Source organism: Pseudomonas sp. JAI115, from assembly GCF_014200835.1.
In the GTDB taxonomy this organism is placed as follows: Bacteria; Pseudomonadota; Gammaproteobacteria; order Pseudomonadales; family Pseudomonadaceae; genus Aquipseudomonas; species Aquipseudomonas putida_A.
In genome coordinates this window covers 534,534-554,749 of record NZ_JACHCY010000001.1, presented here as the reverse complement: position 1 = coordinate 554,749, position 20,216 = coordinate 534,534, and the positions used below count along the sequence as shown (strand labels likewise).

General features: G+C 60.8%; 20 protein-coding genes. 10 read left to right on the top strand and 10 right to left on the bottom strand.

The annotated features are described in order from the left end of the window. Positions 1-10: 10 nt before the first annotated feature. On the bottom strand, positions 11-1,111 hold the full coding sequence (locus tag HDC30_RS02365) for an alkene reductase (RefSeq protein ID WP_183780462.1): 1,101 nt from the start codon (positions 1,109-1,111) through the stop codon (positions 11-13). A 105-nt stretch (positions 1,112-1,216) separates the two neighbouring features. On the opposite strand from HDC30_RS02365, the gene HDC30_RS02360 reads away from it, so the two are divergent. After that, positions 1,217-1,843 carry a TetR/AcrR family transcriptional regulator gene (locus HDC30_RS02360; protein ID WP_221303320.1) on the top strand — a complete coding sequence of 209 codons (627 nt, stop codon included), beginning with the start codon at positions 1,217-1,219 and terminating at the stop codon, positions 1,841-1,843. 114 nt (positions 1,844-1,957) lie between these two features. On the opposite strand, the gene HDC30_RS02355 is transcribed toward HDC30_RS02360, so the two are convergent. From HDC30_RS02355 to HDC30_RS02335, 5 genes are all read right to left on the bottom strand, one after another. Continuing rightward, positions 1,958-2,344 (bottom strand): cupin domain-containing protein, encoded by a 387-nt coding sequence (locus HDC30_RS02355; protein ID WP_183780459.1) that lies wholly within the window; start codon positions 2,342-2,344, stop codon positions 1,958-1,960. 44 nt (positions 2,345-2,388) lie between these two features. Beyond that, a complete protein-coding gene (locus HDC30_RS02350; RefSeq protein ID WP_183780456.1) occupies positions 2,389-3,240 on the bottom strand; it encodes an AraC family transcriptional regulator in 852 nt (283 codons plus the stop codon). A gap of 66 nt (positions 3,241-3,306) precedes the next feature. After that, complete coding sequence (locus HDC30_RS02345) at positions 3,307-3,675, bottom strand: hypothetical protein (protein ID WP_096796431.1); 369 nt, start codon at positions 3,673-3,675, stop codon at positions 3,307-3,309. Between the two features lie 230 nt (positions 3,676-3,905). Next, positions 3,906-4,745, bottom strand: a complete 840-nt coding sequence (gene yghU / locus HDC30_RS02340; RefSeq protein ID WP_183780453.1) for a glutathione-dependent disulfide-bond oxidoreductase — start codon at positions 4,743-4,745, stop codon at positions 3,906-3,908. A gap of 73 nt (positions 4,746-4,818) precedes the next feature. Next, positions 4,819-5,439: a LysE family translocator gene (locus HDC30_RS02335; protein WP_027613032.1), complete on the bottom strand. Its 621-nt coding sequence runs from the start codon at positions 5,437-5,439 to the stop codon at positions 4,819-4,821. 176 nt (positions 5,440-5,615) lie between these two features. On the opposite strand from HDC30_RS02335, the gene HDC30_RS02330 reads away from it, so the two are divergent. After that, complete coding sequence (locus HDC30_RS02330) at positions 5,616-6,509, top strand: LysR substrate-binding domain-containing protein (RefSeq protein WP_103368587.1); 894 nt, start codon at positions 5,616-5,618, stop codon at positions 6,507-6,509. Positions 6,510-6,542: 33 nt separating this feature from the next. Here HDC30_RS02330 and HDC30_RS02325 read toward each other — a convergent pair whose 3' ends face one another. After that, positions 6,543-7,472 carry a LysR family transcriptional regulator gene (locus tag HDC30_RS02325; protein ID WP_103368586.1) on the bottom strand — a complete coding sequence of 310 codons (930 nt, stop codon included), beginning with the start codon at positions 7,470-7,472 and terminating at the stop codon, positions 6,543-6,545. Between the two features lie 126 nt (positions 7,473-7,598). Between HDC30_RS02325 and HDC30_RS02320 the strand changes: the two genes are divergently transcribed. Continuing rightward, positions 7,599-7,874, top strand: coding sequence for a DUF2798 domain-containing protein (locus HDC30_RS02320; RefSeq protein WP_027613035.1), 276 nt, complete (start codon positions 7,599-7,601; stop codon positions 7,872-7,874). 8 nt (positions 7,875-7,882) lie between these two features. On the opposite strand, the gene HDC30_RS02315 is transcribed toward HDC30_RS02320, so the two are convergent. Both HDC30_RS02315 and HDC30_RS02310 read right to left on the bottom strand, forming a co-directional pair. Next, complete coding sequence (locus HDC30_RS02315; RefSeq protein WP_027613036.1) at positions 7,883-8,653, bottom strand: APH(3')-II family aminoglycoside O-phosphotransferase; 771 nt, start codon at positions 8,651-8,653, stop codon at positions 7,883-7,885. Further along, positions 8,616-9,575, bottom strand: a complete 960-nt coding sequence (locus tag HDC30_RS02310) for a LysR family transcriptional regulator (RefSeq protein WP_115989560.1) — start codon at positions 9,573-9,575, stop codon at positions 8,616-8,618. The genes HDC30_RS02315 and HDC30_RS02310 overlap by 38 nt, the downstream gene beginning before the upstream one ends. A gap of 106 nt (positions 9,576-9,681) precedes the next feature. On the opposite strand from HDC30_RS02310, the gene HDC30_RS02305 reads away from it, so the two are divergent. The 5 genes from HDC30_RS02305 (at position 9,682) to HDC30_RS02285 (ending at position 16,829) form a co-directional block, all read left to right on the top strand. Next, on the top strand, positions 9,682-11,409 hold the full coding sequence (locus HDC30_RS02305; RefSeq protein WP_183780450.1) for an amidohydrolase: 1,728 nt from the start codon (positions 9,682-9,684) through the stop codon (positions 11,407-11,409). A gap of 37 nt (positions 11,410-11,446) precedes the next feature. Next, positions 11,447-12,523 (top strand): C45 family peptidase, encoded by a 1,077-nt coding sequence (locus HDC30_RS02300; protein WP_183780447.1) that lies wholly within the window; start codon positions 11,447-11,449, stop codon positions 12,521-12,523. A 37-nt stretch (positions 12,524-12,560) separates the two neighbouring features. Then, positions 12,561-13,886, top strand: a complete 1,326-nt coding sequence (locus HDC30_RS02295; protein WP_096796441.1) for an MFS transporter — start codon at positions 12,561-12,563, stop codon at positions 13,884-13,886. A gap of 225 nt (positions 13,887-14,111) precedes the next feature. Continuing rightward, positions 14,112-15,899, top strand: coding sequence for a thiamine pyrophosphate-requiring protein (locus tag HDC30_RS02290; RefSeq protein WP_183780444.1), 1,788 nt, complete (start codon positions 14,112-14,114; stop codon positions 15,897-15,899). 216 nt (positions 15,900-16,115) lie between these two features. Then, a complete protein-coding gene (locus HDC30_RS02285; RefSeq protein WP_183780441.1) occupies positions 16,116-16,829 on the top strand; it encodes a DUF72 domain-containing protein in 714 nt (237 codons plus the stop codon). Between the two features lie 45 nt (positions 16,830-16,874). Here HDC30_RS02285 and HDC30_RS02280 read toward each other — a convergent pair whose 3' ends face one another. Next, positions 16,875-17,693 (bottom strand): alpha/beta fold hydrolase, encoded by an 819-nt coding sequence (locus HDC30_RS02280; protein WP_183780438.1) that lies wholly within the window; start codon positions 17,691-17,693, stop codon positions 16,875-16,877. 188 nt (positions 17,694-17,881) lie between these two features. Between HDC30_RS02280 and HDC30_RS02275 the strand changes: the two genes are divergently transcribed. Continuing rightward, a complete protein-coding gene (locus tag HDC30_RS02275; RefSeq protein WP_166497367.1) occupies positions 17,882-18,331 on the top strand; it encodes a helix-turn-helix domain-containing protein in 450 nt (149 codons plus the stop codon). Positions 18,332-18,485: 154 nt separating this feature from the next. Continuing rightward, positions 18,486-20,192 (top strand): ShlB/FhaC/HecB family hemolysin secretion/activation protein, encoded by a 1,707-nt coding sequence (locus HDC30_RS02270; RefSeq protein ID WP_183780434.1) that lies wholly within the window; start codon positions 18,486-18,488, stop codon positions 20,190-20,192. Positions 20,193-20,216 lie beyond the last annotated feature (24 nt).

Here is a 20,216-nt window from a genome sequence, read left to right as displayed (position 1 = left end):
CAGAACGCGCTCAGTTGGCGCTGACGCTTGATTCAGCCAGCGTCGGGTAGTCGATGTAGCCTGCCGCACCGCCGCCATAGAGGGTGGCGGGATTGAACGCGGACAACGGCGCGCCCTGCTTGAGGCGCTCCACCAGATCCGGATTGCCAATGAATGGGCGACCGAAGGCGATCAGGTCGGCGTGGTCTTCGGCGAGCTGCGAAGTCGCCAGGTCCAGGTCATAGCCGTTGTTGGCGATGTAGGTGTTTTTGAAGCGCTGGCGCAGTGCGCCGAAGTCGAAGGGCGCCACGTCGCGCGGGCCACCGGTCGCGCCTTCGACCACGTGCAGATAAACCACGCCGAGGGCATCGAGTTGCTCGGCGACGTAATCGAATTGCGCCTGCGGATCGCTGCTGGAGACGCCGTTGGCCGGCGACACCGGAGACAGGCGCACACCGGTGCGATTCGCGCCGATTTCATCGACGACGGCCGCGGTCACCTCAAGCAACAGACGCGCCCGGTTTGCAATCGAGCCGCCATAGGCGTCGGTTCGCAGGTTGGCGCTGTCCCTGAGGAATTGATCGAGCAAATAGCCGTTCGCGCCGTGAATTTCCACACCATCAAACCCGGCGGCAATCGCGTTTGCCGCAGCCTGGCGAAAATCCGAGACGATTCCTGGCAGTTCGCTGGTCTCCAGCGCGCGCGGCGCCGAGACATCTTCAAAGCGATTGTTGACGAAGACTTTGGTGGCGGCGCGTAGCGCAGAAGGGGCCACGGGGGTGGCGCCGTTTTCTTGCAGATCAACGTGCGACACGCGGCCGACATGCCACAGTTGCAGGAAGATTTTTCCGCCCTTGGCATGGACTGCATCGGTCACCAGGCGCCAGCCGTCGATCTGTGCCGGCGTGTAGATCCCCGGCGTGTCCTGATAGCCCTGACCTTGTCGGGAAATCTGCGTGGCTTCACTGATCAGCAAGCCTGCGCTGGCGCGTTGGCTGTAATAGGTGGCCGCGAACTCGCTGGGTACAAAGCCTGCGCCTGCACGGTTGCGAGTCAGCGGTGCGAGGACCACGCGGTTCGACAGCGTCAGGTCGCCAAGTGTGTAAGGGGTGAACAGCGTCTGGTTACTCATCTGGTATTTCTTCCGTGCCCGTTGGTAGAGATCGGTGTGCGTGCAATTAGGATGATGATCGAAATCTAAACTGTCAACGGTTTTGATTATGACCAGCATCTATGTATGATTGGCGCAAGCATTCCCAATGAACACGAGGTACTGCACGTGCGAGTGACCAAGGCCCAGGCGCAGGCCAATCGAGAACACATCGTCGAGACCGCTTCCGAGCTGTTCCGTGAGCGTGGCTTTGACGGCGTCGGTGTGGCGGATCTCATGGCGGCTGCCGGTTTCACCCACGGTGGTTTTTACAAGCATTTCGGCTCCAAGGCCGACCTGATGGCTGAAGCCGCGTCCTGCAGTCTCGCCAAGTCGCTGGCAGGTGCCGAAGCGCTCGACGCGCCTGGCTTCATCGATGTCTATTTGACAAGAGAACATCGCGACGGACGTGGCAGCGGTTGCACCATGGCCGCGCTGTGTGGCGACGCGGCGCGTCAATCGGATGAGGTGAAAACGACGTTTGCCGAAGGGATCGAGCGCACCCTGCAGACCCTCGGAGACAAATATCCAACCGGGCCGGACGCCGTGGCGGGCGAGGGGAGGAAGAAAATGATCGACCTGTTGTCGCGGGCTGTCGGCGCGATTGTGCTGTCGCGTGCCTGTCCGGATGATTCCGCGCTGGCTGACGAGATTCTTGAGGTGTGCCGCGCTGAAATGCTGGCTTCGATGCCGGTTGACGAAGAGGTGGTCTGAGGCGGCGCTCGCTCAGTAAACCCAGCACAAAAACGCCCGTACAATCAGCGGCCAACCAACGGCCCGCCACTCAAAAAAAGCGCCGTCAAATCGTAGATTGACGGCGCCTCCTGCTCAGATCCAGACGTCGTTGTCAGCCGTGCGCTCGCCACCTTCATGCCCGGTGTTACGCACACCCCGAGGCTCGATCATCATCAGGCGCGCTTCTCCTTCCGCTGCCGTCCGATGTTCGATCCCGCGCGGCACGACATACAGCTCACCTGGTTCGACGTATACGCTGCCATGGGGCAGGTCGATCCGCAGCGTGCCCTCGATCACAATAAAGGCCTCATCTGTTTCCGGGTGGGAGTGCCAGATGAATTCACCTTCGATGCGAACCACTTTGAACTGGTAGTCATTCAGTTCGGCGACCACACGGGGGCTCCACTGCTGATCGATCAGCGCGGATTTCTGCGCCAGATTGATGGCGTGCAGTGCTGGTACTTTGCTGGTATGTGGCATGACAAATCCTCTATCAGACAGAAGTCGTCAGCCTAGCGGAGGGGTTATTGGCGATGCTTGTACGATCCTGCAAGTTGCCTTTGCCCCAGGACGCGTTCCAGCCAACGCGACGGAGATACCCCATAAGTGCGGGTGAAGTGCCGGGTCATATGACTTTGGTCGTGAAAACCCGCAGCCAGGGCGGCATCGACCAGTGAGAATCGGTCAAGCAGCAGCGTGCGCAATACATCCAGGCGGCGCAGGGTCACGAAGCGATAGGGGCTGGTGCCAAACAGCACTCTGAAGTCCCGAGAGAGGCTCCATCTTTCACGGCCACTGGCGTGCTCCAGCATTTCCAGCGTAATGCTCTGGTGCAGGTGAGCCATGATGAATTCCCTTGCGCGCTCGGCTGCCGGGTAATCGAGCAGTTTGCGCCCGCGAGGTTTGCCGGCCACGGCGCGCAGAGCCATTGCCAGATCAAACAGGGCGTCCTGTTCTTCCAGCGGATCAAGTGAGTAATCCATCGCCTGGACGAATGCTTCGCTGGCGCGATACAGGCGTGGGTCGCTGGACAGACCGCCGGCGATGAAGGGTAGCGGTTCACCCTTCAACACCTGCTGAATCAAAGCCGGATCGATATAGGCCATTCGATAGCGAAACCCCGCTTCGGTCCCGGCCATGCCATCGTGCAGTTCATCAGGATGCAGGAGCAAGGTGTTTCCCGGTAAGCCGTGGCGCAGGCTGCCCTTGTAGTGAAAGCTTTGCACGCCAGAGAGTGTGCGACCGATCGAGTAAGTATCGTGCCGATGTGGGTGGTAGCCATGGCCGCCAAACCGGGCTTCGATACGTTCTATCCGCCCCGGCTGTGTGCTGCGCACTACCCAATCGGAATCTGGATCTGGTCTGGACTGTTCCATGGTTTCACTGTCTCTGAGAGAAGCCTGCTGCGAGCGATGATAGCCAACCTGATCGAAAGCAGGGTGTCACCGTTGCCCTCGCGTATTTTGCGCCAGACGCTCACGCCAGTTGCCACCGTGCGTACGTTGGCATTCCTCCTCGGAGTCGAAACGCACGTTGCGCTCTGAAGGGGACAGGTCGATATCGGCTTCCCTCAGCGCAGTGGCCGTCAGTTCGAAGAGGCGTGCCTTGGCGTCAGTCAGGGCGAGGTTTTTGTCGGCTTCGGTGTCGAACACCCAAATGACATTCAGGGTCGCCGCCAATGCGTTCAGGTCAGCGGTGTGAGTCAGCCAGGTAAAGCCCTGGATTTCAGCTTTTGCGGCTTCACATGCGTCGGTGAGCGTGGCAATCAAGCGCCGCTCGATCCGCGCCAGTTCTCGTTTTCCAGCAGGCATTGCAGATCCTTTGACGACAGTGGTGGTGTGGTCTCAATGTAATTGCTGAGGTTCACAAATTCTCATATCCAACCCAAATACCCTGTGGGAGCGAGCTTGCTCGCGAAAGCGGTAGGTCTGTTATGTCAGTGTTGACTGACTTGGCGCCTTCGCGAGCAAGCTCGCTCCCACAAAGGTTGCTGTGAACCGGGATGCCCCTGTCCAGCGCAAATCTTTGTGGGAATGTGGCGTCAGTCCAGATCGCTGGCCTGATGTCGCTCCGCAACCTGACTGGCCTCGTCACCCCAGGTGCGATTGACCCGCTGGCCACGCTTGACTGCCGGGCGCTCGGCGATTTCTTCTGCCCAGCGTTGTACGTGGGTGTACTCCTGCGCTGCGAGGAATTCGGCCGCCGAATACACGTTATTGCGCACCAGTTGCCCGTACCACGGCCAGACCGCGATGTCGGCGATGGTGTAGCTGTCGCCGGCCAGATAGCGGCTCTCGCCAAGGCGCCGGTCAAGCACATCGAGCTGACGCTTGGCTTCCATGGTGAAGCGGTTGATCGGGTATTCGAGCTTCTCCGGCGCATACGCGTAGAAGTGCCCGAAGCCACCGCCCAGATAAGGTGCGGCGCCCATCTGCCAGAACAGCCAGTTCAGGGTTTCCGTGCGGCCGGCGGGATCTTTCGGCAGGAAGGCGCCGAATTTCTCTGCCAGATACAGCAGGATCGAACCGGATTCGAATACCCGAATCGGCGGCTGTGCGCTACGGTCGAGCAGCGCCGGAATCTTCGAGTTCGGATTGATCTCGACAAAACCGCTGGAGAACTGATCGCCCTCGTTGATGCGGATCAGCCACGCGTCGTACTCGGCCTCGGTGTGCCCCAGTGCGAGCAATTCTTCCAGCAGGATGGTCACCTTGACGCCGTTGGGCGTCGCCAGTGAATACAGCTGCAGCGGGTGTTTGCCCACGGGCAGGGTTTTTTCATGCGTCGGCCCGGCAATCGGGCGGTTGATGCTGGCGAAATGGCCGCCGGACGGGGCTTCGTGTTTCCAGACTTTGGGCGGTACGTAGGGCGCTTTACTCATGAAATGGGCCTCATGGTGAACTTGCCGAGAATGACCTGACGGGTATCAGACCAGACAGCATAAACGCTCTAGCTCAAGACTGCGCAACCCCCGGAATGATCAAACACGCCGCCAGACCCATCAACGCGATCCCGATGACCTTGTCGAGGAGCCGCTGTTTTTCCAGCAGGCGCCGGCGTAACCGTTCGGTGGAGAAAAACAGCGCGACCAGGCTGAACCACAGCCAATGAATGACCGACATGAACAGGCCATAGGCGAAGTTCAACGTCAGCGAACTGCCTGGCTCCACCACCTGACTGTACGCCGCTACCACGAACAACATGGTTTTCGGATTCAGTGCATTGGTCAGAAAACCTGAGCAGAACACCTTCCAGGCACGGGGTGCCGAAGCGCTCGCCTCGGCAAATGTCAGTACAGATTTATTGGTGAAGGATTTGATGCCCAGATAGACCAGGTAGCCGGCACCCAGCAGTTTCATCATCCAGAACAGCAGCGGCGATTGGGTGATGATCAGCGCCACCCCGAACACCGTGTAGAACACATGAACCTGCACGCCACAGGCGATGCCCAGCGCAGCCAGCAAACCACTGCGCCGCCCGTAGGCATAACTGTTGCGAGTGACCATGGCAAAGTCCGGGCCGGGGCTGATCACCGCCAGAACAGTGATGGCGATTACCAGAAACAATTCATTCATCCCTACGCTCCATCGCGTTATTTGCGCTACTTGAATTCACAGATACAGAGCCTGCAGCATCGCCGCCAACAGCGTGGATGGAATTAACAGGCCCTGAGCGGCGACATGATGGAGAAGTGTCTTTGGCAAAAAAAACGATTTATAGTCGCGAAAAACTGTGAGAAATCATCGTCTATATGAACCTGCCTCCGCTGGCTGCCTTTCGCTTCTTCAACACCGCCGCCCAGACCCAGAGTTTCGTCAAGGCCGCTGAGTTGCTGCACGTCACCCACGGCGCGGTCAGCCGTCAGGTGCGCTTGCTGGAGGAGGCGATCGGGGTCGAATTGTTCGAGCGGCGTAACCGCGCGATTTTTCTCAATCACGCGGGACGCTTGCTGTTCAACGTCACCGCGCCGATGTTCGAGCAATTGCAGAACACGGTTTATCGCCTGCAGCGTGAAGTCCACGACGATGTGCTGGTGGTGTCCTGCGAGCCAACCATCGCCATGAAGTGGTTGATCCCGCGCTTGCCTGACTTCCACAGCGCACACCCACAGTTGCAGGTGCAATTGCTGACGGCCGGCGGACCGATCGACTTCGCTCGTTCAGGCGTGGATTTGGCGATCCGCCGCGACGATTTCCATTGGGACGAGACCGTGCACGCCGTGACTGTTTGTGAAGAGTGGATCGGTCCGGTTTGCGTGCTGTCCAGTCGTCCTGACGGCGATCATTTGCGCGGCGCCTGCCTGCTGCACAGCAAGACCCGCCCGCAGGCGTGGGACAACTGGATGCGACAGACCCGGATCAGCGCGGCAGGGGGCAGTCGGGTCGATTACGAGCATTTCTACCTGTGCATTCAGGCCGCGCTGGCCGGGCTGGGCGTCGGTATGGCGTCGTTTCTGATGGTGCAGGACGAACTCAAATCCGGCCAGTTGATCGCGCCGTTCGGCTTCGTTCGCGACGGTTCGAGTTATTGCCTGCTGTCACCGCGACCCTTCGAACAGAGCGCCAATGCCATGCTTTTTCGTGAGTGGATTAGCCAGCAGATGAGTGCGTGCAGCCAATGGCTCGGGGGTGATCTGCAGCCTTGAAGACAGAGCGCTGCATTCATCAGCCAGGCATGATCAACGGGCTTGCATCGGCCAGCGCCTGTTCAGGTGCTCCGTCAAATAATCCATGAAGGCTCTGACCTTCGGCGTCATCGCTGCACGTTCCTGCACGCATGCATAGATGTCCATCGGTTCGACATGCCCGTGGGTTTCACCCGGAAGATCTTCGAACAGTTGCACCAGTTGACCGCTCTCGAGATAGGGCGCAGCGACGAATTCGGCCAGGCGCGTGACACCTGCGCCGTTGACTGCCATTTGCGCCAAGGCATCGATGTCGTCGCTGATGGCGGTGGCGTTGATCGGGGCGTCGTAGCGTTGGCCGTCGCGGATGAGGCCCCAGCGCAGAAAGCGTCCATCCAGTGGATAGCGAAACGCGAGGCAGGCGTGGTGTTGCAGCTCTTGCGGTGATTGCGGCACCCCGGCGCGCGCAAGGTAGGCGGGAGCGGCGCAGAAGATGAACGGCAGGGAAACAATCCGGCGCGCGACGATGCCGTCTTCCAGTTGCGGCTTGATCCGCAGGCTCAGGTCGATGCCGTCCTGGATGTGGTTGATTTTGCCGTTGGTGGTCGACAGCTCGACCAGCAGGCGTGGATGCAGCGCGGCGAAACTGGCGAGTAACGGCGCCAGGACGTGGCGGCCGAATGCACTGGTGGAGGCGATGCTCAAACGCCCTTGCAGTTCGCTTTCATCGCCGACGATCGCACTTTGCGCCGACTCCAGATCAGCCGCGATGCGTCGGACCTTTTCGTAATACAGCGCACCATTTTCGGTGAGGGCCATGCTGCGGGTGGTGCGTTGCAGCAGGCGAACGCCGAGGTGCGTTTCGAGGCGACTGAGGGTCTGGCTCACCGCGGCCGCACTGACGCCCAGGGTCTTGGCGGCGCCGACGATGGAGCCTGCTTCGACCACTTTGATAAAACTGGCAATCGCCGCCAACAGATTCATCCGTGTCCCGCCGCGTGGGTTTGATTCGTAAGTTGTGCTTTATAAAGTACCTGTGGCGGGCCGTCTAGTTGAGGGCAGGGGGCTTTGCTAAGGTGCCGGCTCCCTGTCAATGGATGGAAAAGCCATATGAATCAAAGAACCACTACCGATGCCTTGTATCCCAACAGGCGCAAGCTGTCGCCGCGTGCAACGCCGTACGTGTTTGCGTTGTACATGGCGACGATCATGGCGTTCCTGATGTCGCTGGTGATCACCGCTGCCAACTCCGGGATTGATAACGACTACCTGAGTAATGCCTTGCACGCCTACAAGCTGGCGATGCCGGTGGCTTTCCTTTGCATCCTCGTGGTGCGGCCGATCGTGATCAAACTGGTGGCGATGACGGTGCATCCGCATCGCTGAGATACGCCTCAGAAAAACTCGTCGAGCAACTGATAAAAGGCGATTTTTTGCTGATCCGGTTGCACTCCGTAAGCCTCGAAAAATACCGGCAGCCATTGCTCGCCCAGGTTGTAGGCGATGCTGTGGGCTGCCAGTGCCAAGTCCTGAAACCGATCGGCAACCCCCAGTCGCCCGCAGTCGACGAAACCGCTGAAGCGACCGTTGTCGGCGAGCAAGTTGGGCAGGCATGCGTCGCCATGGGTCACCACCAGGTCTTCGCTGTGCGGGCGCGCGGCCAGCATCTGCTCGAACACCGCTTCGGCGCTTTGGCCGAGGCGCGAATCGTCGAAATCTTCTTCATCGATCAAACCAGCCAGCAGGTGCTCGCGGGCCAAGGCGATTTTCGCATCGAGGCGATGATCGAATGGGCAGTTTTTGATGTCGAGCGCATGCAAGGTGCGCAAGGCATTAGCCGCCAGCGAGACAATTTGCTGCGGTGCGAGATGCTCGCTGCTGGCGAGGTCACGCCCCGGTACGGCAGTCATCAGCAACCAGAAGCGCTCGCTTTCTTCGACGCTGTCGAGCACGCGCGCCGCTGGCAGATCCTGCTCCGCCAGCCAGCGCAGGCGCTGCACTTCGCCGGGCAATTCGGCAAAGGAAATCCGCGGTTCCGATTTGACGAACAGCGGGTCTGATCCAGCGGGCGTGAGGCGGAACACGTCGGCACGGGATTCACCGATGGTTTGTTGTTCGTAGCGGATATCAGCGAAGCGTTGGCGCCATGTCTGTGGCAGATCCATTTTCATTCGTCCCTTGTGACAGTGGGCGCCAGTGCGCCTTCAAGAATTCGATAAACACTTTGACCTTGCGCGTACTGCGCCGGTGCGCCAGGTACAGCACGTAGATCCACGGGCCGAACGCGCTTGGCTCACGCCAGTATTCGGGCATCACTTCTACCAGTTCACCGCGCGCCAGATACGCTGCGGCGCTCCATTGCGGCAGAAACTGCAGGCCCTGACCCTTCAGCAGACATGCCAGCAGGAAGTCGTAATTGTCGCTGGCTACTCGCGGGTTCGGCTGGGTCAGGCGAATCCGCCGGTCCCCTTGCTTGACCCACCAGAAATGCCGGTTGAGCAGCGGGTGGCGGAAGATCAGCCACTCGTGCTGCTGATAGTTGTCCAGTGACACCTCTTTGCCCTTGCGCGCCAGGTACGCCGGGCTGGCGCACAACACCACCTGATTCTCGACGATAGGTTGGGCGATCACCCCCGGCAGGTCGATCGGGCCGTCACGCAGCGCCAGATCGTAACCGCCATCCACCGGATCGTCATAGCTGTCGCTCAAGTCGACTTCCAGATGCACCTGCGGGTGGGCGTCGAGAAAACGGCAGCAGACTTCGTTGAGAAACGCCGGGGCGAAGGAGGGCGGGGCGGTGATGCGCAAGCCGCCGCTCAATTCGTGCTTGAGCTGTTCGACGCCTTCGCAGGCCAGTTGCAATTGCATCAGCGCCTGCCGCGCACCGTCCAGATAAATCCGTCCGGCCTCGGTCAGCGCCATGCGTCTGGTCGTGCGGTCGAACAGGCGCGTGCCGAGCTCGTCTTCCAGCTGCGCCACGGCTTTGGTCAGGGCTGACGGCGTCTTGCCGAGCACATCGGCGGCGCGGCTGAAATTGCCGTGTTCGGCGGTGGCGACGAACATGGTCAGGGCACTCATCTTGTCCATTGATCTATTCCTGCTGGGCACAGAAGTTGTGCGCGAGGTGGCATTCAGTTATCGCCAGGGCTTGGATAGGCTTGCTCGCAGCCTAACAAGAATAACGAGAAGCCTCATGAAACAGCTACTGACCCTGATGGTGTCATCGGCACTGGCCTGTGCCTCGCTGGAAAGTCTCGCGTCCGCCGATCTGATCCTGCACAACGCCAGGGTCTACACCGCCGAACCCGGCCAAGCCTTGCAGCAAGCGGTTGCGGTGGAAAACGGCAAGATCCTCGCCGTGGGCACGGATGCGCAGGTGATGCGCCTGAAAACGGCGGCCACGCAAGTGATCGACCTGCACGGCAAGGTGCTGATGCCGGGCTTCATCGACTCGCATTCGCACACCATCAAGGGCGGTCTGCAGATGTTGCAGGCCAACCTCGACGGGCAACTGTTGCCGCTTGATCAACTGGAACAGCACCTGCGGAAATGGCGTCAGGACGGCAAGGCGCAGCGTGGAGAATTCCTCAGTGTCGGCGGATTGCCGTCGACTTACTGGAGCGACATTGCCGGCCTCGAACAGCGCTTCAATCAGGGCGAATGGGCGAACCAGCCGATCCTGCTGCTGGGCTGGGATCTGCACACCGGTTGGGCCAATCGGGCCATGCTCGACCGCGCTGGCGTGACGGCTGAAAAGATCAAGGCACTCAAAGGCGAAGAGCAGGCAACCATCGGCCACCACCCCGACGGCAGCCCGGATGGTTTCCTTGTCGATGCCGGTCTGTACCCGGTGCAGGCCCTGCTGCCGCCGCCGACGGCTGATGAGTTGCTGGCGGGCGGGCGCGCGGCGCTGAACTACTACAAGAGCCTGGGGATCACCGGGTGGCTGGATCCGCTCGCCAACGAAGTCCCCGGCAGTGACGTTTCCAACACCTCGCTCGGCGTGCTGCCGACCTACAAAAAACTCTCGGAAAACGGCGAACTCACCGCTCACGTTGCGGCGCTGCTGATGGCGGACTCCAAGGCCAGACCGGCCGACCTCGATGAGCTGGACAAGGTGCGCCAACAGTTTCTCGGGGTCAGCAACCTGACTCTGCCGGGGATCAAGATCTTCGCCGATGGTGTGGCCGAAGTGCCGGCGCAAAGCGCGGCGATGCTTGAGCCTTACCGCAACTCGAAAAACACCGGTGAGCTGCTGATCGACCCGGCGCACTTCGGCGAGCTGGTCAGTGCCGCCGATGCCCGTGGCTGGCTGGTGCACATCCACGCCATCGGCGACCGTGCGGTACGTGAATCGCTCAACGGCATCGAGCAGGCGCGCAAGGATCGGCAGAGCGGCATCGCCCATTCGATCACCCACCTGCAAATGGTCAACCCAAAGGAATTCGCCCGATTCAAGGCGTTGAATGTGATCGCCTCGATGCAGATGTTCTGGGCCGCTGCCGACGAGTCGAGCATGGATCTGGTCAAGCCTTACGTCAGCGCGATGGCCTTCATGTACACCTATCCCGCGCGCTCGCTGCTCAAGAATGGCGCGACCATCGCCGGTGCCAGTGACTGGCCGATCACCACCCCCGAACCGTGGAAGGCGATCTATCAGGCCGTCAGCCGCAAAGGCCCGAAAGGCGTGCTCAACGCCGCTGAAGACATCGACCGCCAGACGATGTTCCAGGCCTACACCCTCAACGCAGCCAAAGTGCTGCGCCTGGAAGACCGGATCGGTTCGCTCAAACCCGGCAAGCAGGCCGACATGATCGTCCTCGACCGCGATGTGTTCAGTGTCGAGCCGCAGGCCCTGCGCGACACCCAAGTGCTCAATACCTGGTTTGCCGGGCGCGAAATCTACCGCCGCAAGCCTTGACGGCATCTCTCTGTAAAGTAACCAAGGAAACCTTTTCGTGAATGTTCATTGCTTTGTCACCGACACCCGCAACCCACAGATTCGCGGGCAACAGATTGGCGCCACCTGGGCGGCTCAGATCCGCCAGACCGTCGAGCTCTATCTGGATTTCTTCAATCAGGTCGGTGTGCCTCAGGCACAGGTGCAGACCATCGGCGAAGCCAGTCTGCAAACCCTCCAAAGCTGGTGCCCGAGCCTAGCCGAAGAGATCGTCGCCACTGCTGAGGGCGCTGGCGTGCCGCTGTGGCAGCTCGCCAGCCTGAATGCCCGCACCGAGATACTCGCGGTGATGCCTGCGTCCACCGAAGGCGAGTGCTCGACCGCCGTGTTCGCCCCCAATGGCGCGAGGGCGCCACGCACCATTCAGACCTGGGACTGGCACGATTCGCTGGTGCCCAACGGGTTGATCCTGCAACTGACCACGGCCAAGGGTATGACGGTCAAGCTGTTCACCGAGTTCGGCATGCTCGGCAAGATCGGCGTCAACAGCGCCGGGCTGGGCTTGCATTTCAACATCCTGCATCACGCCAGCGACAACGGGTCGGCCGGGGTGCCGGTGCACGCGATTGCGCGGCGCATCCTCGAAGAAGCCAGCAGCGTTGAGGAGGCGATTGCGCTGGCGCGTTCGGCACGGGTCAGTGCCTCGACGGTACTGACCGTGTTCTCCCGCGAGGACTCTACCTCGCGTGCGGTGAGCATCGAAATGTCGCCGGTCTTCACCGCTGTGGTGCGGCCCGATGCCGAAGGCTGGATCACCCACACCAACCACTTTCTCGATCCCGAACTGAGCCTCGGCGAGCGTACCCCCGATGCCTCGACGACTTACGCGCGTTTCGATCACGTCAACGCAGCGCTGCAAAACATGGCCAGCGGCAATCTGAGCCGCAGGGCTGAGGCGATGTGCGGCGAGGCGGGCGAAGACGCGCCGATCTGCTTCCACCCGGATCTGAGCATGCCGGCGACCGAACGCTGGGAAACTCTGCTGACCATCGGCATCGACACCGAGAACAGCGTCCTCGAATACGCCGCCGGCAACCCCAAACAGCTGGCCCGAAACGGCTATCTGCGCTTCTGAATCGCTGCCTCCAATAAAAACAAAACGAGCATTGCACATGGCTACCGAGATTGATCGCACGAGCGGTTCCCCGTCTGCGCTGAGGACGTTTTTCGTCTCCGGCATGGGCACCGCCCTGGAATTTTACGACTTCGTGATATACGGCACCGCCGCCGCGCTGGTGTTTCCCAAGGTGTTCTTTCCGCAGATGGACCCGCTGACCGCGACGCTGGTGGCGTTCGGCGCCTTTGGAGCCGGGTTCTTTGCCCGGCCCCTTGGCGGCATGGTATTCGGGCATTACGGCGACAAACTCGGCCGGCAGAAAATGCTGGTGATCACGCTGCTGTTGATGGGCCTGAGCACTTTGTTGATCGGGTGTCTGCCGGGCTATGCGACCCTTGGTGCTGGCGCACCGGTGTTGTTGGTGCTGCTCAGGCTGGTGCAAGGCTTTGCCGCCGGTGGCGAGTGGGGCGGTGCGGCGCTGTTCGGCATCGAGTCGGCGCCGCCCGGGCGACGTGGTCTGTGGGGCAGCTTCACCAGCATGGGCATCGGAATCGGCGGGATTCTCGGTGCCGGGGTGTTCGCCATCGTCAGTGTCGCGGCGCACGATGACCTGGCCGGATTCGCCTGGCGTATTCCATTCTGGCTCGGTGGCGTGCTGGTGCTGATCGGTCTGTATGCGCGCTTGCAAAAACCGCTTGAACAACCCGCCGAACCGCAGACGCACGTGCGCATGCCGTTGCTCGAAGCGCTGCGCGCACGGCCCAGAGCCATGCTGCTGTGCACCGGTATCGCTTTCGGCTACGTGACCATCGCCTACATCGGCAGCACGTTCTTTCTGTCGTACGCCACGCAACTGGGCTATGGCAGCACCGATGCGCTGGTTTTCGACTTGTCGCTGTCGATCGCCATTGTGATCACTGCGCCGTTGTTTGCCTTGCTCTCGGACCGCATCGGACGCCGCAAGGTAATGATCCTCGGCGCGGTGATCATGGCCCTCGGTTTTTTTGCGTTCTTCCCGCTGGTCGGCCTCAAGAGCCTGCTGGTTTCAACCGCCGCCTACGTCGCCATCGGTGCGTTCATGGGCGCAACGCAGGGGCCGATTCCCGCGTTTCTGGCGGAGCAGTTTCCGCGACACATGCGTTATTCGGGAATGTCGGCTGCTTATCAGATCGGTGCGGCGCTGGGCGGGGGGACGGCATCCAGTGCGGCCACGGCAATTCTCATCGCCAACAATCACAACGCGTTCGGGGTGGCGGTTTACGGAGCGATCGCGTTGGGCATCGTGGCGCTGTGCTCGTTGCTTCTGAAGGAGACGGCGCACCTGAGTCTGGCGCAAATCGATGAGGCCGAGTGGCCTTCACCCATGCCCGCTGTCAGTTGAACCACTTGAACCTGTAGGAGCTGCCGAAGGCTGCGATCTTTTGATGTTGTTTTTGAAGATCAAAAGATCGCAGCCTTCGGCAGCTCCTACAGGGAGCGGCTCGGCAACGCCGTCGGGTAAAAACAATCGAAACTTCGCGCGCTCCCAAGCTGTCCAGACCCATGTACCGCCCGGCGGATATCTCGCCGGGCAGGCTTCATGCATCGGTGACAGGTGAGGAACGAGATGACGACGACAGTGGGAGATTTTCTGGTTGAGCGGCTCAGCCAATGGGGCGTCACGCGGATTTTTGGTTATCCGGGAGATGGCATCAATGGTGTGTTCGGCGCGCTCGCCCGAACCAATGGCAAGATCGAATTCGTTCAGGTCCGGCACGAAGAAATGGCCGCGTTCATGGCATCGGCCCACGCCAAGTTCACTGGCGAGTTGGGCGTGTGCATTGCTACTTCGGGGCCGGGCGCTTCGCACCTGATCACCGGGTTATACGACGCGCGCATGGATCACCAGCCGGTGTTGGCGATTGTCGGCCAGCAGGCACGGACGGCGCTCGGCAGTCACTATCAGCAGGAGCTGGATCTGGTCTCGATGTTCAAGGACGTGGCCGGGGCTTTTGTGCAGCAGGCCTCAGCGCCGTCACAAGTGCGCCATCTGCTCGATCGCGCCGTGCGTACGGCGGTTGGCGAACGGCGGGTGACGGCGATCATCCTGCCCAATGATCTGCAGGATCTGGAGTACGAGCCACCGGCGCGGGCACACGGCACCGCGCATTCCGGCGTCGGTTACACCAAGCCGAAAGTGCTGCCCTACGAGGCCGATCTGCAACGCGCCGCCGACGTTTTGAACAGTGGCGAAAAAGTCGCGATTCTGGTGGGCGCCGGCGCACTGCAGGCAACGGATGAAGCGATCGCCATTGCGGAAAAACTCGCTGCTGGCGTCGCCAAGGCGTTACTCGGCAAGGCTGCGCTGCCGGACGATTTGCCGTGGGTCACCGGTAGCATCGGCCTGCTGGGCACCGAACCGAGCTACAAGATGATGCACGAGTGCGACACCTTGCTGATGATCGGCTCGGGTTTCCCCTATGCCGAGTTCCTGCCCAAGGAAGGTCGGGCGCGTGGCGTGCAGATCGATCTGCAGCCCGACATGCTGAGCCTGCGGTATCCGATGGAGGTCAATCTGGTCGGCGACTCCGCCGAAACCCTCGCTGCACTGCTGCCGTTGCTCGAACAGAAAACTTCGCACAAGTGGCGCAAGAAAATCGAAGGCTGGCGCAACAGCTGGGAGAAAACCCTGGAAAAACGCGCGATGTCCAAAGCCGATCCAATCAATCCGCAGCGGGTGGTGTATGAGCTGTCACCGCGCCTGCCGGATCAGGCGATCATCACCAGCGACTCGGGTTCCTGTGCCAACTGGTACGCCCGTGACCTGAAAATTCGCCGCGGCATGCAATGTTCGTTGTCCGGTGGCCTGGCCTCGATGGGCGCTGCCGTGCCGTACGCGATCGCCGCCAAGTTCGCCCACCCCGAGCGCGCGGTGATTGCGCTGGTGGGTGACGGCGCGATGCAGATGAACAACATGGCCGAGCTGATCACCGTCGCCAAATACTGGCGCCAGTGGAGCAGCCCGAAGTGGATCTGTGCGGTGTTCAACAACGAGGATCTGAATCAGGTCACTTGGGAGCAACGAGTGATGGAGGGCGATCCGAAGTTTGAAGCGTCGCAAAGCATTCCCGACGTGCCGTATCACCTGTTCGCCATTTCCATCGGCCTGAAAGGAATTTTCGTCGACCGCGAAGAAGACGTCGCCGCCGCCTGGGAGCAGGCACTGGCCTCGGACGTACCGGTGCTGATCGAGTTCAAGACCGACCCCAACGTGCCGCCATTGCCGCCGCACATCAAGCTCGAACAGGCGAAGAAATTTGCCACGACCTTGCTCAAGGGCGACCCCGACGAAGCGGGCGTGATCGTGCAAGCCGCCAAACAGGTACTGGCCAGCGTCCTCCCCGGCAAAAAATAATCGTGTAGGCGCTTCGTCGCGCTCCAAATCTGTGAGCGCCGCTGAACCCTGTGGGAGCGAGCTTGCTCGCGAAAGCGTTGTGTCAGGCACAGCGTTTGTGGATGTATCGACGCCTTCGCTGGCAAGCCAGCTCCCACAGGTATTTCGCCGTCCCTGAAATCTGTGAACGAAGACCGTGGAGATTTTCATGCGTGAAGCGGCGAGGGTGCTTTTTTGATGTTCATCGGTTGCGCAGGCTGGAGTCTGGGGCGTGAGTATTGGCCGCAGTTTCCGGCCGAGGGCACGCATCTTCAACGTTATGCCGCGCAGTTCAACTGTGTGGAAATCAACAGCTCGTTCTATCGCCCGCATCGGCGTCAGACCTATGCGCGCTGGGCGGACTCGGTGCCGCCGGGTTTTCGTTTTTCGGTCAAGGTGCCAAAGCAGATCACGCATGAATTGCATCTGCAGAACTGCGATCAAGCGCTGGACGAGTTCCTCGGACAATGCGAGGGGCTGACTGACCGGTTGGGCTGTCTGCTGGTGCAACTGCCACCGTCGCTGACATTCACACCTGAAGTTGTCGAAGCGTTTTTCGTGGCGTTGCGCCAACGCTTCGCCGGTGCCGTAATGCTTGAGCCTCGGCATGAGTCATGGGTGGCGGCGGCGCCGATGTTGCAGACGTATCGGATTGCCCAGGTCGTGGTCGATCCGTCGCGGATCACTACCGATGGTTCGGCGCAGGGCTGGGCGGGTTTGCGCTATTGGCGGCTACACGGTTCGCCACGCATCTACCACAGCGCCTACGATGAGCGCTATCTGCAAGCGCTGGCAGAGCAAATGAAAGTCGCGGCAGCAGAGGGTGCCGCGGCCTGGTGCATCTTCGACAACACTGCCAGTGGTGCCGCGCTGGGTAACGCGTTGGCACTGGCAGCGTTGATGGCAGATTGAAGCAGGCGGACAACTACTCTTAGAAGGTTGTCGCGCCGACGAACATCAGCGGTTCAGGAAACCCAGCAGGTCTTCGTTGAGCGCCTCGGCGTGCGTCACGGCAAAACCGTGAGGTGCCCCGGCGTAGACTTTCAGCTCAGCGCCTTTGATCAGGGCGGCGGCTTGCTTGCCGGTGGTTTCGAACGGCACGATCTGATCGCCGTCACCGTGGATCACCAGGGTCGGTACGTCGATCTTCGTCATGTCCGGACGGAAGTCGGTTTCGGAGAACGCGGTAACGCAATCCACGGTGCCTTTAAGCGAGGCGAGCAGGGCGACGTTCAGGGTTTGCGTGAGCACGCCGTCGGAGACTTTCTGGCCCTGATTGGTGCCGTAGAACGGCGCGGCGAAATCCGCGATGAATTGCGCGCGATCCTTGAGCAGACCTGCCTTGATACCGTCGAACACCGAGGTGTCGACACCTTGCGGGTAGTCGGCTTTCTTGCCGAACAGTGGCGTCACCGCACCGAGCAGTACCAGCCCGGCAACGCGCTCGCTGCCGTGGCGGGCGATGTAGCGACTGACGTCGCCACCGCCCATGGAGAAGCCCACCAGCGTGACGTCGCGCAGATCGAGGTGGTTGATCAGTTGCGCGATGTCATCGGCGAAGGTGTCGTAGTCGTAGCCGGTCCATGGTTGATCGGAGCGGCCGAAACCACGGCGGTCGAAGGCAATCGTGCGGTAGCCGCGACTGCTCAGGTATTCCATCTGGTATTCCCACATGTCGGCATCCAGCGGCCAGCCATGGCTGAACAACACGGGTTTGCCGCTGCCCCAGTCCTTGAAATAGATCTGTGTGCCGTCATCGGTAGTGAATGTGCTCATGGGAACTCCTTGCTGTGGGCGATCGTTCGGAAGGCCGGATGCCGCAATGGCCGCCCATCACTATCGGCGCAAATCGCGGCTGTCACTTGTACGCAAGTGCTCAATTGCCATGGCGGGTGGCGTGGTTCTTTTCCAGCGTCACAGTTGTAAGATGCAACCACACGCTGGATTTGATGGAGAAACACCCTGTGAAGCGCAAAAGCCTGCACGGCAACGCCTGCCCGGTCGCCCGTACGCTGGATTTGATCGGTGACTGGTGGTCGCTGCTGATCATTCGCGATGCGCTGGAGGGCATCCGCCGCTTCAGCGATTTTCAGAAGAATCTGGACATCGCCAAGAACATGCTCAGCGCCCGGCTCAAGGCCTTGGTCGAGCAGGGGATCTTGCAAACCGTGCCGGCCGCCGATGGCGGTGCCTATAAGGAATACGTGCTGACCGAACGCGGCAAGGCCTTGCAGACGGTGATCGTTGCGCTCTCGCAGTGGGGCGGGGAGCACCTGTATGCGCCGGGTGAGCCGGGTTCGGTGATGGTTGATGCGCAACAGCGGCAGCCGATCAGGAAACTGGAACTGCGTTCAGCGGATGGCCGCTTACTGGCACCGCAGGACGTGACGACGAAGTTGGGCGTTGCGCACTGAACCAAGGATTCCCCCCGGAAAACCGCAGCCGCGTCGATTGTTCAATCCCTGTTACAAACCCGACAAAAGGATGAAACGATTGTTTGACGTCAAAATGATGGCCATCTAATATCGCGCCACTATTTTGATGTCATTCCGTATCGAGGGATCGAACATGTACCCACCCGCCCTCGCGGCGAGGTTGTGCGCAGCTTTGCTGTGCCTGTCTCCACTCCAGATTGCCTTCGCTGCACCCACTCCCGGTGAAACCGACCTGATCCGCGATCGCCAGAATCGCTTGCTCGAAGAGCAGCAGCGGCGTCTTGAAGACCTGAAAAATCTGCCCGGCAAAGAGGCCGGTCCGGCGCAACCAGCGGCGCCCACCGACACCCGCTGTTTCCCGATCAAGGACATCGAGCTCAAGGGCGCCGACAGTCTGTCCGACAGCGACAAAACTCGCTTGCTCAAGCCCTACATCGACCAGTGCCTCGGGGTGCCGCAACTCAACGAGTTGCTCAAGGTCATCACCGACCATTACATCGAGAAAGGCCTGGTCACCAGCCGTGCCTACCTGCCGCAGCAGGATCTGTCCGGCGGGCACCTGAAAGTGCTGGTGGTCGAGGGCAAACTTGAAGGCATGAAAGGCGCCGAGAACAGCAAGCTTTCGGAGCGTGAACTGGCGATGGCCTTTCCCGGCAAGTCCGGCGATCTGGTCAACCTGCGCGAGATCGAGCAGATGGTCGATCAGCTCAATCGCCTGCCGTCCAATCAGTCCAAGATGGAGCTGGCGCCGGGCAAGAACGTCGGCGGCAGTGAAGTGCTGGTCACCAATAATCCGCAGAAGCCATGGCGGGCCGGACTGTCGCGCAGCAACGACGGCCAACGCAGCACCGGTGAACAGCAGTGGGGCACCACTTTCGATTGGGACAGCCCGCTGGGCCTGGCCGATCAGTTGAGCCTGCGCGGCGGTCACGACGCAATGACCGATCACCAGCACACCTCCAGCAACGCCATGCTCAATTACAACCTGCCGTGGGGCTGGTGGAACTTCAGCTACACCTACAGCCAGAGCGACTACCGCTCGCAGATCGCCGCCAACGGCTACAACTTCAAGCAGACCGGCGACAGCGAAAACCATCAATTGCGCGCCGAGCGAGTGATCCATCGCGACTCGGTGAGCAAGACTTCGCTCAGCGCCGGGCTGTCCTACCTGCGCACCAACAACTACATCGAAGACAGCAAGCTCAAGCTGAGCAGCAACCGCATCAGCGAAGCGCAGTTCGGCTTCAACCACGGTCGCCGCATCGGCAGCGCCTTCGTCAACTTCGACGCCGGCATGCAGGAAGGCATCGGCGCGTTCGATGCGCAGGGCAGCCACGATCCAGGCCCCGGCGAGCCCGACGCACGCTACCGCAAATACACCGCGACTCTGAGCTACCTGCAGCCGTTCAAGGTATGGGGCGAATCCTTCAGCTTCAGCAGCCTGATGACCGGCCAGCGCAGCGAAGACGTGCTGTTCAGTCCGCAGCGCACCAGCCTTGGCGGGTCAGCGTCGATCCGTGGCTACAAGGATCAGTCGTTGTCCGGCGACAGCGGCGGCTACTGGCGCAACGATCTGCGCTGGAGCCGACCGGTCACGGCCGAATGGCTGCGCCCGGTGTTCGCTGAATACGGCACCAGCCTCGGTTACGACCAAGGCGTGATTCGCGGCGACCGTTACAACGGTGATCAGCACGGACGCATGTCGAGCAACTCGCTGGAACTGTTCGCCCGCGGTGAGCATGTGGCCGCCAGCGTGACCTTTGCGCATTCCCTCGAACGCCCGGACGTGCTGACCGAGCGTGAAGCGCCGATCTATTTCCGCCTCGACTTTTTCATCTAATTCAAATTCTTCGAGACCATCGAC